Origin of the sequence: Aquibaculum arenosum (assembly GCF_029222965.1) — a bacterium.
GTDB classification, from domain to species: domain Bacteria; phylum Pseudomonadota; class Alphaproteobacteria; order Kiloniellales; family DSM-21159; genus Aquibaculum; species Aquibaculum arenosum.
Genome location: NZ_JARHUD010000001.1, coordinates 12,796 through 24,761 on the forward strand (window position 1 = coordinate 12,796; position 11,966 = coordinate 24,761).

General features: G+C 62.0%; 11 protein-coding genes. 8 read left to right on the forward strand and 3 right to left on the reverse strand.

Annotated features, from left to right (window positions below; translation table 11 throughout):
* The first annotated feature begins 80 nt into the window (after positions 1-80).
* From P2G67_RS00030 to P2G67_RS00060, 7 genes are all read left to right on the forward strand, one after another.
* Complete coding sequence (locus P2G67_RS00030) at positions 81-776, forward strand: hypothetical protein (RefSeq protein WP_275818793.1); 696 nt, start codon at positions 81-83, stop codon at positions 774-776.
* Between the two features lie 173 nt (positions 777-949).
* Entirely contained in the window at positions 950-1,702 is a 753-nt protein-coding gene (locus P2G67_RS00035) for a hypothetical protein (RefSeq protein WP_275818795.1), read from the forward strand.
* 3 nt (positions 1,703-1,705) lie between these two features.
* Positions 1,706-2,521 carry a 2OG-Fe(II) oxygenase gene (locus P2G67_RS00040; RefSeq protein ID WP_275818797.1) on the forward strand — a complete coding sequence of 272 codons (816 nt, stop codon included), beginning with the start codon at positions 1,706-1,708 and terminating at the stop codon, positions 2,519-2,521.
* 54 nt (positions 2,522-2,575) lie between these two features.
* Positions 2,576-3,790, forward strand: coding sequence for a glycosyltransferase (locus P2G67_RS00045; protein WP_275818799.1), 1,215 nt, complete (start codon positions 2,576-2,578; stop codon positions 3,788-3,790).
* Positions 3,791-3,828: 38 nt separating this feature from the next.
* A complete protein-coding gene (locus P2G67_RS00050; protein ID WP_275818801.1) occupies positions 3,829-4,590 on the forward strand; it encodes a hypothetical protein in 762 nt (253 codons plus the stop codon).
* Between the two features lie 30 nt (positions 4,591-4,620).
* On the forward strand, positions 4,621-5,517 hold the full coding sequence (locus P2G67_RS00055) for a sulfotransferase domain-containing protein (RefSeq protein WP_275818803.1): 897 nt from the start codon (positions 4,621-4,623) through the stop codon (positions 5,515-5,517).
* 26 nt (positions 5,518-5,543) lie between these two features.
* Positions 5,544-7,001 carry a hypothetical protein gene (locus tag P2G67_RS00060; RefSeq protein WP_275818805.1) on the forward strand — a complete coding sequence of 486 codons (1,458 nt, stop codon included), beginning with the start codon at positions 5,544-5,546 and terminating at the stop codon, positions 6,999-7,001.
* On the opposite strand, the gene P2G67_RS00065 is transcribed toward P2G67_RS00060, so the two are convergent.
* Positions 6,996-8,072, reverse strand: a complete 1,077-nt coding sequence (locus P2G67_RS00065; protein ID WP_275818807.1) for a mitochondrial fission ELM1 family protein — start codon at positions 8,070-8,072, stop codon at positions 6,996-6,998. The genes P2G67_RS00060 and P2G67_RS00065 overlap by 6 nt on opposite strands.
* A 4-nt stretch (positions 8,073-8,076) precedes the next feature.
* A complete protein-coding gene (locus tag P2G67_RS00070; RefSeq protein WP_275818809.1) occupies positions 8,077-9,801 on the reverse strand; it encodes an ABC transporter ATP-binding protein in 1,725 nt (574 codons plus the stop codon).
* A gap of 251 nt (positions 9,802-10,052) precedes the next feature.
* Here P2G67_RS00070 and P2G67_RS00075 point away from each other — a divergent pair, with 251 nt between their 5' ends.
* The gene (locus P2G67_RS00075) at positions 10,053-10,979 is read left to right on the forward strand and encodes a sulfotransferase domain-containing protein (protein ID WP_275818811.1); all 927 of its coding nucleotides are present in this window, start codon (positions 10,053-10,055) and stop codon (positions 10,977-10,979) included.
* Positions 10,980-10,995: 16 nt separating this feature from the next.
* On the opposite strand, the gene P2G67_RS00080 is transcribed toward P2G67_RS00075, so the two are convergent.
* Entirely contained in the window at positions 10,996-11,898 is a 903-nt protein-coding gene (locus P2G67_RS00080; RefSeq protein ID WP_275818813.1) for a hypothetical protein, read from the reverse strand.
* Positions 11,899-11,966: the final 68 nt, after the last annotated feature.

Here is an 11,966-nt window from a genome sequence, read left to right on the forward strand (position 1 = left end):
GTCATTTATGCTGCGCGCAAAGCGTGTACAGCGATGATTTCAACGCGTGCATGAATGTCGAGATTTGACAAAGGATAAATATGACGGCGCTTTTGCTTTTGGGATCGAAACCGGAGCCCCTTCTGCCACCTGCTGAAAGCTGGCGGGGCCTGGCCTGTGCCAATGCTTCCGGGCGCTCTGCGCGGGACCTGGCACTGCCCGATCCCGACTTCACCGTGATCTCCGCCATCGTCACCTCCGGGCGCAAACCGGCCAACGATCTCGCGGTGGCGAACCTTGCTGGATTGCACACGGGTGCGCTGTATTACTTGCCGCGGCCCGTTGCCGGCGGGACGGCATTGAAGCGCGCCTTTTTCCCGTTGAAGGTGTGGCGCTGCCAGCCCTGGTTCTTCCGCCGCAGGCTGCGGGCCGCCGGCTATCGCTGGGAGCGTTTTCACAATCCCGGTTATGCCTGGTATCTGGAGGAACTGCGGCGCCTGACCCGTAACGACGAGGCGGTCATGGCCGCAGCGGCGCGCAAGCAGCCCTCGACGGGTGCCTTCGCGCTGGTCGTGGCCCTGAGCCTGGGGCGGTGGGACCGGGTGATCCTCTCAGGCTTCAGCTTCGAATTGACCCATGCCTATGCACACAATCCCAGCATCGAGGAGTTGGGAACCACCGCCAGCAAGCATGGCGATACCGACATTAAGGTGATGCGCAGCCTGGCAGAGGCGAGCGGACGGGTCGTCACCACGGAAACCGCGGTGGCGGAAAGCACCGGCATTGCCTATCTGTAGGCAGGACGGGCGGTACTCGGCTGCACGACGCGGCCGGGGCGGCACCTATTTGCCGCAGTCGCGGCCCCTTGTTCGTGTCCCGGGCGCTGCCTATTGTCTTCATGCAGGCAGCCCATGAGACTTCAAAGTGAGCCTGCCGCACCTGCCGGGGCCTTTTCTCTCTGCGAGCTGTGATGTTCTTCACCTTCGACACCCTTCACCTGCGCTACGATCCCTTTCCCATCGGGGTCGCGCGTCCGCTCATGGCAGCCGACACCTACGCCAAGCTGGTCGAGAGCTATCCGCCGCTTGAGCTGTTCCAGTACTTTTCCAAGGTGGGGCACAAGTATGTGCTCTCGGAGAAATTCAACGCCGAGAACTACGACCGCTTCATCCGCGAGAATCCGCTGTGGCGCGATTTCCACGCCTGGATCAAGAGTGATGACTTCTCCTATGGCGTGATGCGCATGCTGCGCGAACACGGCATCGATCTGGGCTACGAGGCGCCGACACCGCCGGCCAAGCGGCTGATGAAGCGGGCGAAGGCACTTGCCAAGCGGCGCACGACCCAGATGGAACCCAACCTCAAGGCGCGCTTCGAGTTCTCCATGCTGCCGGCCGACGGCGGCTCGGTGACGCCGCACAGCGACGAACCAGGCAAGGTGGTCACCCTGGTGATCTCCATGCTGCAGGACGGCGAGTGGGATCCCGCCTATGGCGGCGGCACGGATGTGAACAAGCCGAAGGACGAGCGCCGCCTTTTCAACCGCATGAACGCCAAGGCGCCCTTCGAGGAAATGGAAATCCTCGACAGCTTTCCCTATGAGCCGAACCAGGCGGTGATCTTCGTCAAGACCTTCAACTCCTGGCACTCGGTGCGCCCCATGACGGGTCCAGAAGGCATGCTCAGGCGCACGCTGACCATCAACATTGAAGCGCGGGGGTAGGGTGTGACGTATTTCTCCCTCGACAATCTCGAGTTCGACTACAGGCCCTATCCCATTGGCATTGCCCGCCCGGTCATGGCGCCGGAGGTCTATCGGCAGTTCGTCGACGCCTTTCCGCCGATGGAACTCTTCGTGGGCTATGGCGACATGGGAACGCCTGGGGTGAAGTTCACCCTGTCGGAAAAGGAAAACCCGGAGAACTATCAGAAGTTCGTCAAGGAACATCCGCTGTGGCGGGAGTTCTATCGCTGGGTCAAGTCAGACGATTTCATCTTCATGGTGCTGGCCGCCCTGCGCGACCGGCATATCGATGTCGGTTACGATAAGTATAAGGAGCGGCAGCCCTATCTGCGCCGGACGCTTCGCGAACTGCGACAGGGGCGACTCAACCTGTCTACCCCGGGGCTGACCACGCGTTTCGAATTCTCGGCCCTGCCAGCCGACGGCGGTTTCCTGCCGCCCCACACTGACGCGCCCTCCAAGATCATCACGCTGGTTTTCTCCATGGCGGACGAGGCGGAAGCCTGGGATCCGGCTTGGGGGGGGCAACTGGATGTGAATGTGCCCAAGGACGAGCGCTGGGCCTACAACTACCACAACACACTCTCCGACTTCTCGGACATGGAGGTGGTCAAGAGTTTCGACTACCAGCCAAACCAGTGCGTGGTGTTCGTAAAGACCCACGATTCCTGGCACTCCATCCGCCCCATGCAGGGCCAGGGCGAGCCGGCGCTGCGCAAGACGCTCACCATTGTGATCGAGGACACCGCCCGCCAGGGCACCATGGGCGGCTCGCGGCGAAAGCGGAAGAAGGCGTAAAACGATGGCTGCGCGCCCCCCGATACACGCCGCGTCCGTTGAAGGCCCTGCCGCATGGCGCGTATAGCGCTGCTGTTCCACAGCTTTCAGGTTGGCGGAATCGCGCGCAGCAATATTCGGCTGGCCCGGGAGTTTCTGCGGTGCGGCCATCAGGTCGATCTGCTGGTGGGGACCCGCAAGGGTGAACTCTATGCCGAGAAGCCGGGTGAGGCTCGCGAGTTCGTCCTGAAACGGGGCGGCAAATGGGGCACGGCGCTTTCGGTCGCGAAGATGTCCGAGGGCAGCCTCTCTGGTCGTTTGCGCCTGGCCCATGAGGTCGCCGCGTCATCCGGGAAGACGCGATACGGGGCCAGCATCGCCCGCTATCTCGAAACTTGTGAGCCTGACGTGCTCTTCGCCAGGACGGCACCGCTTATCGTGTCCGCCCTGGTAGGCCGCTACCGTGCCGACACGACAACGACCGTGATCGGGTCAGAGCACAACAGGCTGGCGGTGAACCAGGATGCCACGGATCGAACTGAGTGGCGCTACGGCCTGCAGCCGCGCGTGCTGCGCCCCTTTTATGAAAAGTGCGACACCCTGATTGCCGTTTCGGAAGGCATCAGGCAGGAGATTCTGGATGCCACGGGCATGAACGGTGCCAAGGTGCACACCGTTCATAATCCGGTGGTCGACGAAACGATCCTGGAACAGGCTGCGGGGGCCGTGCCGCATCCCTGGCTGAGCGACCCTGCTGTCCCGGTGATCGTGACGGTCGGGAAGGTCAACCCGCAGAAGGATCACAAGACGCTGTTGCGCGCTTTCGGCCTGGTTCTCAAACACCGGGATGCGCGATTGATCGTGGTCGGTGGCACGCGGGATAACGAGGCGTCTATCACATACCGAAAGGAAGTCGAGGCAGAAGCGCGCTCGCTCGGCGTGATCGACCAGATTCACTTTGCCGGTCATCAAAATAATCCCTTCGCCTACCTGCGCCATGCCTCTCTGTTCGTGCTTTCTTCGTTGTGGGAGGGCTTTGGCAACGTCCTGGTGGAGGCCTTGGCGTGCGGGTGCCCGGTGGTCAGCACTGATTGCGTCAGCGGCCCGCGGGAGATCCTGGAGGGGGGGCGCTATGGCGCGCTCGTGCCGGTCGGCGATCCGACCCAGATGGCGGAGGCCATTCTCGTCGCGCTGGAGGAAAAGCGGTCCCCGCAAGACCTCATGGACCGCGCCAATGCTTTCAGTGTGCGCGGGGTCGCAGAGCGCAATCTGGCGCTGGCGGGTCTTTAATTGTTCTTGATATGCTTTACTGATAGGTACGAGAGATTATGACGATCGTATCGTTCAAGCACAGATTCATCTTCATCAAGACCAGAAAGACTGCGGGAACAAGTGTCGAGGCCTTTCTGCGGAATATCTGCGGCGAAAAGGATATCGTGACGCCGGTGTCGCCCGATGATGACTACCCGCTTGTGATGAAGGGGCTCTACCCGAGAAACTATTCCAACGACAAAGAAGGGGAGCGGGTTTACGTCTCTCTTATCCGAGAAGGAAGGTTCGAGGAGGCCCAGGCGCAGCTCAAGAGGATGAAGCGGCCTTTCCGCAATCACATGCCGCTGCCTGTGGTGCGGAAGAAACTGCGGAAACCGCTCTTTTTCATGCGTGCCCACAAGGTGACCGTGGAACGGCACCCTTTTGGCTTTGTTCTGTCCCGTGCCGCCTTTGATAAACGCAAAGAGAATCCCGCAGATAATGCGCCCTTTTCCCAGGAGGAGCTTGCGCAAGCTGTCCGCAACCTCTGCGCCCGGGCTCGCCTCTCTCCGGAATTGCTTCCCCGGAACTGGGATATGTACGCCCGGGGAGACAAGGTTCTGGTTCACAGGATCATGCGTTACGAATCCCTTGCTGAGGACCTGAAGAAGCTCACCGATGATCTCGGCGTGGAAATCGATGTCGATCTGCCGCACATGAAGAGCGTGGGCGCGGGCGCGGAAAAGAACTTTTCTTTGATAGATGATGACTGCAAGCAAATTATCCGGGAGCACTTCAAGGAAACCTTTCGGGTACTCAATTACGATGCGAATGCTTGACTCGCACTTGATCCCAATGGGTGATGGAGCATGAGGGTTTGCGCACATATTGGGCTGCATAAGACTGGTTCGACCTGGCTGCAGGACAGTGTCTTTCCCGCCATACTGCAGGGTTCAGACTGGCGGTTTCTTGAAAACAGGGCCAAGGTGCCCAAAGATAAGGCTTGGCGCTTTCTGGAGGAATTCGAGCCGCAGCGCGATCCCCGTCGCTACATGATTTCCTGCGAGAATCTGAGCGGTTCGATCGACGTAAACAGGAAGGCGGGAGAGAATTGGTCACAGTATCGCAACTGCATCAAGTTCTTGGAACGCAGATCTTATGGCCCGGGGCTTATTATCGGTTTTCGCAATCATAAGGACTGGCTGGTTTCCGCCTATCTTCAGACGGAGGCAAACTACATCAACGTAAAGTCGTTGGATGAGTATGCCGAGGCGTTTACGGAGGATGACCTGTCCTGGTCCAAGAGAGTTCGTGAGGCGCGCGATTCTAACCTTCCCGTGTTCCTCTATTTTCTGGAAGAGATAGCCGAAGATGGGGGCGAGGTCGTGGACGAACTTTGCCGGTTCTTGGGCATCGACCCTGGGGGCGACGGCTTGAACCTCTCCAGGGACGTGCGAAACTCTCGCAAGGCTTCGTGGGCCTCCACCTCGGTTTATAAAGGCGTTCGAGTTTTTGGCCGCAGTGCGCCCGGCCGCGTTCTGAAAAAATCAATGCGACGCGTTTCTGGCGGAAGAGTTCGCATCGAGTACGACCGTGCCGCTGAATGGGCCAGTGCACGCGCGGCGGTGATTGGCAGTCGACGCAGGACAACGCCCGAACTGCACCTTTCCGAGGAGCGTCGCGAGTTCCTTGACTGGGACATGGCAGAGACGCTGCGACTGATGGAGGAATCCAGGGGGCGGAAAATAAAAATTGAGCGAGTATAGACTTCAAAGATTGGCGCATTCCGGCAATGAAATTAAAGTATGAAAAAAAGATAATCGATTCTTTCCACGACCAGGTGACTGTTTCTTATTGCGGTTTTCAGGTTTCAAGAATTGTAGAGAAGGGCATCCGGAAGCGGCTTCGAGGCGCTAATCTAAAGAGCTCTGCACTGGATTTTGATGGTGTTTTGAGGAAGGCTGCCGATCGCTTGTCTCGGGCTCGGCGGCTGGTGCGCCCCCGCGAGGAGGCCTTGCCGTGGTCGCCGGGTGACACCCTCTTCGTGTGCCATAACGAAACGGCATTCGGTGGCGTTCTGCCCCTAATCGATGAGATGACGACGCAAAAGGTGGCATGCACGGTGATTTTGCCCGAGGAAGCGCGCAACTGGGCATCATCGCGAGCCAGTGTCGAAGACGTGAAGTGGGTGTTTGGTGCATCCTTGCGCGAAACTCCCGAGTCCGGCGAGATCAAGGCGGTTGTCAGGGCATTCAAGAAGCAGGCCTCCGCCTTTCTTGTTCAACACCAACTGCGCGGTGCGGGCCCGCTACGATCGGATATGGTTGCGCATGCCAAGCACGCGCTGACCCGCATCGAACTGATCAGAGGTTGGATCAAACGTGCTGAACCAGACCGGATTGTCGTGAGCCAACCGAAGGAAGAACCGCTCTACCATTCCCTCGCCGGAAGGTTGGAGGGTGTGCCGACGGTCATTGTGCCGCATGGAGTGCTGCGAGGAGGCGATGTTTTCCGCCCCGCCTTCTATGACCTGGGCCTCTTCGACATCGGCCTCGTTCGCTCCCACCGCTGCGCAGAAATCGCCCAATCCCTGAACCCAAACATACGGACCATCGTGACCGGTTTCTCGGGTCTGGGCTCCCGTTCAGACCATCGTCGTGCTCCAGTGTCGCCAGTTGTCCCGGATGAGCCGGGCCAGGAACAGCGCCGGGAGAGGTTGCAGGTCGGCATGGCCGCCGACAAGGATCTGCAGGATGTTAAGGATGTGGCCGCAGCGGCCGCGCGCGCCGACGTCCCACTGCTCGTGAAGGGACGACCACCCGGCGGAGACAGCGACCTCCTAAAGGAAGCGCTTGGCGCGCATGGAGCCGCAAAGGCGCTGCCCCACGAAGCAATTAGCCTGCATGCCTTCCTGGCCTCCGTCACGGGCGTCATTTGCACTCGCTCGAATGTGGCGTTCCACGCGGCTGCGCGAGGTGTTCCCGTTATCTACTGGCGAGGGGTGAAGGCGCAGCAAACGGCCGCCGGCCCGCGTAGTGTGGATAGGTCCCACATACCGAAAGGCTTGGGTGTTGAAGACATTGCGCTGGAAAGCCCGCGAGACTTGGAAGAACTTGTGGATATCCTAGCGAAGTGGCACGCCGCTGGTCCCGAAGCGCTCGATCAGCGAAGGCAGATGCAGATAGAGCGTTATGCGCGATGGTTTCCGCTGTACAACCCGCCGGTCATCGTCCGCAGTCTGCTGTCATAGTAGGCCACGGATGCGTGCGGCGACGTCATTGGCGTTGTCCCGGAAGGAGTGCGCGTGGCTCGGGAAGCCTTCCTGCAGGAAGGAGACAGCGTAATGGGCTCTCAGCGTTTCGTGCAGGCTGGTGAAATCGCGCGTCAGGCCGAGTGACGGCGCTACCTGTGCCAGGATGCGTTCCACCGGCTGGAACTGCATGAAGGCCCGCAAGCGTGCAGCCACCACCTCCGAAAGTCCGCTGAAGGGGTGCTGGTCTTTCGGCAGTGGCGCAATCGCAAGGGGTTTTCCCATGCGCACGACCTCGACCATCATCGAAATGCTGTCGCCCGTTACCACAAAGCGGTCGGCTGTGCCCAGGAGCGCCAGGTAGGGGTTCTCGTCCGCAGAGGCTTCCGGCGTCCAGCGGAAGAACCGGGCGTTCGCCGGAAGCGCCTCCGCGAGAGCATCCGCGGCCTGTAACGAAGTGCGGCGGCTGGTGGAAACGTAAAGGCTTCCTGCGTCGCCCGTCGCTTGCCGGACCTGTTGCAGGAGACGGCGTGCCTCCACTGGGCCGAAGCGGAATGGCTTGGTCGCGCCGCCCACCAGGACGGCAGTCAGGGGACGCGGCAGCGTGGCGAGCCGCTCGCCCCATTCCGAGGTGGCTTTCGCAACGGCCTGTGCATCAGCGCGCATGAGCGGCAGATCAAGTTTCAGAACATTCGCGCGCTCGGGCACCCGGTACTGGCCCGTGGCAATGACAAGGTCGAACTCGTCAAAGAAGCGTTTCGGCCTGCCAATGAGGACAATCTTGGTCTTGCCGCCGGATTGCCGCTTCACCCAGAGCGCGGCCATCGCCGGCCGCCGCCCGATGGTTATGATCAGGTCCGGCCAGGGAGGTTCGAGGCGGTCGCAGCGCGGCAGGTCCAGGTGGTGAAGCGAGGCCTTGAAGGGTGGTTTGCCGTGCACCCACTGCGCCTTGAAACGCAGTTCCTTGCGCTCGCTTGGCAGGCCCAGTTCTTCGGCCAGGACATTGACTTGGGCATTGTCGCCCAGCTTGTCTCCGACGATGAGCCAGATTCTCGGGCCGGCTTGGCGCATGGTGCTAGGCTTGCCGCTCTCGCTTCAAGGGGAGAGGCGCAGGAATTTGCCGAAGCACGCCATCGGACAGTTCCAGGATCTGATCCGCAATCTCCAGCAGTTGCGGGCGGTGCGTGATGGTGATGATCGTGTGGTCTTCGGACAGAGCGGCCAGGGTTTGGCAGATTTCCTGCTCGGTTTCGGGATCCAACGCGGAGGTGACCTCGTCCAGGATCAGGAGCTTGGGCTTGCCGATCAGGGCCCGGGCCAGGGCGATTCGCTGGCGCTGGCCACCGGAAAGGCGCGAACCGCGCTCGCCCACCGTCGCGTGAATGCCCTCGGGAAGCTGCTCGATGAAATCCCAGGCACCGGCAGTCTTGAGCGCTGCGACGATCTCTTCCTCCGCGATAGCGGGGTCGCCCAGCGCCACGTTGGCGGCAATGCTGTCGTGGAACAGCACCAGTTCCTGCGCGACGTAGCCGATGCGGCTGCGCCACTGGTCGAGATCGATCTCGTCCAGCGGCACGTCGTCGATCAGGATGCGGCCGTCGTCGGGCCAGTACAGTCCCAGCAGGAGATCGGTGATCGTGGTTTTCCCGCCTCCCGAAGCCCCCATCAGCACGGTCAAGCTGCCGCGGGCCAGATCGAAAGAGACGTCCTTTAGCACGGCCCGTTCGCCGAAGCTGAAGCAGACCTTGTCGAAACGGCAGTTTCGCTCGAAAGCCGGCGTGCGGGTTCCCTGCCAGGATTCCGCACTTTCGCGCACCTTCGTGCTCAGCTCGCTGAGAGCCTCGTGCGAGGCGCCCTGGTTGACCGCGGTCTGATAGTCCCGCTGGATGCGGCCGATCTTGTTCACCGTCTGCACGAGCACCAGCGCGATGATGAGCAGTTCGCCCAAGCCTGCCGCATCGAAGGTCAGGGCGCTCCAGAGCGCGACGCCGAGCAGGAGGATGAAGAGGATCTGCTGCGAGGCTTTCAGCCACTCCTGGCTGTTGACCTGTCGGCGCAGCGCCCGGCGCAGGCGGACGATTTTCTTGTCGACCATGCTCTCGAAGGCGGCCTGCTTGGCCATCGCCTTCAGGGGCTTCACATTGGAAAGGCCGTCCGTGAGATAGGCGATCATCTCGCTGGTGCGCTTGGTCTGCTCACGCCCGGCCCGCTTCGACTGCCGCACGAAGCGATGCAGGGCAATGCCGATGAGCGTGCAGACGATGACCGCGCCGAGCGCGATCTTCCAGGCGATCAGGAAGGCCAGGATGATGTAGATGAGGGTCTGGACCGTGTTGGCGATGAAGGTCGCCGTGCTGACGTAGGCGCGTCCGGCCCGTGTCGCCTCGTTGCTCATGGCGGAGGCGATGCGGCCCACCGGCTGGCTGGCGAAGAAGGACCAGCGAACCTTGAGCAGCCCATCCACCAGATCCCGGCGCAGTTCCGTCGAGACGGTGGCGGCTGCATGGCCGACGAGGCGCATGGCCACCAGGGTCATCAAGGCCTTGCCCACGATGCCGCCGACGATGATCAGCAGCAGCACCTCCAGGGTCGGGTCGATGCCCAGCCAGGCGAAGGCGTCCGCCATGATCAGGCTGAGTTCCGATTGCTCCTCATTGCCGTCGTCGGTGGCCAGGGCGATCAGCGGCAAGGCACCGGCAATGCTCAGCCCCTCCGCCGAAGAGGCGAGAAACAGGCAGAAGAGCACAAGCCACGGGTTGGCGCCCTTGAAGGTGAAGAAGAGTCCGAGAAGCTTGATCATCGTCCAATCCGGGCGAGGCCACTGGCGGCGCGCGGCGCTCGCAGTGGCCTCTGTGCAGTGGGAAGAACACTTAAGGCGGGCGCGACTTCGGCGCAAGGAAAGCCGGGGCGCCGTAAGGACGCAGGCTTCCCGGTTTGACCTCCCTGGGCTATCACTGGATAACCCGTGGCCAAGCTGCAGAGACCGACCGGGCGGACATACCTGCCCGTAGGACTGTGGCTTCCCGGAACAAGGCTGACAGAGGTTCAAGCGTGCTCTATCCCCCCCTCCGCATCGCCTCCAAGCGCGCCGGCCGGGCGCTTCGGCTGCTGACCGCTGTGACCCGGACGCCCGAGGCGCGCCTGGCGCTGGAGCGGCGGTTGCGCGGGGAGGAGGAGTTCCGCAAGCTCAGCCAGGCCGACGCGGTCTTCGTCTCCTACGGCAAGGCGGGGCGCACCTGGCTGCGGGTGCTGATCAGCCGGGTCTATCAGGTGCGCCACGGTCTGGCGGAGCGGCATCTGATCGGCTTCGACAATCTGCACTGGCGCGTGCCGGCAATCCCGAAGCTGATGTTCACCCACGACAACTACCTGAAGGACTACACCGGCCACGCCGAGGACAAGCGCGACTACCACGGCCACAAGGTGGTGCTGCTCGTGCGCCATCCGGCGGACACGGCGGTCTCCCAGTTCTTCCAGTGGAAGTTCCGCATGCGTGACCGGAAGAAGGCGATGAATCGCTATCCGGGGCAGGGCGCCGCAGTGGAGGTGGGCGACTTCATCATGGACCCCGATGCCGGCCTGCCGAAGATCGTCGCTTTCATGAATCTCTGGGCCCAAGAGTTCCCCAGGCTCCAGGGCAGTCTGCTGCTGCGCTACGAGGATCTGCGCAGCGATACGGCCGGACAGTTGGGCCGGGTTTTCGAGTTTCTCGGAACACCGGCAAGTGACGAGGAACTGCAGGAGGCGGTGCGCTTCGCCTCGGTGGAGAACATGCGCCAGATGGAGACCAAGGGCACCTTCTGGCTGGCCGGCAGCCGCATGCGCACGCGCGACAAGTCCAACCCCGATGCCTACAAGGTGCGCCGGGCCAAGGTGGGCGGCTGGCGCGATTATCTCGATGAGGCCAAGGCCGCGGAGGTGGAAGCCTACCTGCGTGAGCGCCTGAACCCGATGTTCGGATACACAGAAAGCCGATAGCAGGCCCGCGGCGCGCTCAGGCCGCCATCTTCGGCGTGCGGTCCAGCAGTTCGAAAGCGTCGTGGCGCAGGTGGTTGAGCGCCATCTGCTGGCGCAGCTGCTCTTCACTCAGGATACCCTGGTCCAGGCATTCGCGCACCAGGGAGAAGAAGAAGCGCTCCTGGTTGCGGTCGGGGTGGCGGATGTACTTGCCGAGCAAGCCGTGGGCGCCGAAGAGCTTGTGGCGCAAGCGCATGACCGGGCCCAACAGGGGAATGCCGTAGGACTTTTCCGCCGGCGTCCAGTCGATCGGCAGGCCGGTCTTCCAGGGCTGGGTCAGGCGCCGGGTGTTGTGCAGCAGTCGGGTGTCGTCGGCCAGGCGGTCGAAGTCGTTCCAGACCGTCTCGAAGAAGCCGATGCTCTCCGGATCCTCGAGCTTCAGGCAGATCCAGTCCATATAGTCCCGCTCGAAGCGGAAGAGCTCGTCGAACTGCTCGGCGGTGCGCCAGTGGGTGAGCTTCGCACAGTCCAGCAGCATCACCGAGGAGGCGAGGCAGCCGCTCTTGCCTTTGAAGCCCGAGCGCGGGCGGCACATGATGGCCTTGCCCTGCATGTCGCGCGCCAGCAGCTCGCCCACGTCCCCGACGCCGAAGATGTCGGGGTCGATCACCAGGGCGCGCCCTTCGTAGCCCATCAGCTCCGGCGGCATGAAGCGCAGCGGCGTGAAGGACTGCAGATCGTCCATAGTCCATTTGCGCTCGAAGCCGTCGCGCAGAAAGACCTCGCCTTCCTTGGCCGCCAGGAAGGGATGGTCGTCGGTGTGGATCGCCTTGACGTCGAAGCTGTCCGGATGCCGGGCGTTGCGCTTCAGCGAATACTCGGACACCACGGCGCCCAGCCACTGCTTGTCGTTGGTGTGGATGAAGACTGTGGGTTTCACCGGCGGCCATCCAGTCAGAGCTGTCGTTGGGGAAGCTTTCGCGTATCAGATAGTCATGATGGCGGCAA

What these genes read in the sequence shown, in the direction of transcription:
- P2G67_RS00030 (WP_275818793.1), top strand. Translation starts at nt 81, where the DNA reads ATGACGGCGCTTTTGCTTTTGGGATCGAAACCGGAGCCCCTTCTGCCA.
- P2G67_RS00035 (WP_275818795.1), top strand. Translation starts at nt 950, where the DNA reads ATGTTCTTCACCTTCGACACCCTTCACCTGCGCTACGATCCCTTTCCC.
- P2G67_RS00045 (WP_275818799.1), top strand. Translation starts at nt 2,576, where the DNA reads ATGGCGCGTATAGCGCTGCTGTTCCACAGCTTTCAGGTTGGCGGAATC.
- P2G67_RS00050 (WP_275818801.1), top strand. Translation starts at nt 3,829, where the DNA reads ATGACGATCGTATCGTTCAAGCACAGATTCATCTTCATCAAGACCAGA.
- P2G67_RS00055 (WP_275818803.1), top strand. Translation starts at nt 4,621, where the DNA reads ATGAGGGTTTGCGCACATATTGGGCTGCATAAGACTGGTTCGACCTGG.
- P2G67_RS00060 (WP_275818805.1), top strand. Translation starts at nt 5,544, where the DNA reads ATGAAATTAAAGTATGAAAAAAAGATAATCGATTCTTTCCACGACCAG.
- P2G67_RS00065 (WP_275818807.1), bottom strand. Translation starts at nt 8,072, where the DNA reads ATGCGCCAAGCCGGCCCGAGAATCTGGCTCATCGTCGGAGACAAGCTG.
- P2G67_RS00070 (WP_275818809.1), bottom strand. Translation starts at nt 9,801, where the DNA reads ATGATCAAGCTTCTCGGACTCTTCTTCACCTTCAAGGGCGCCAACCCG.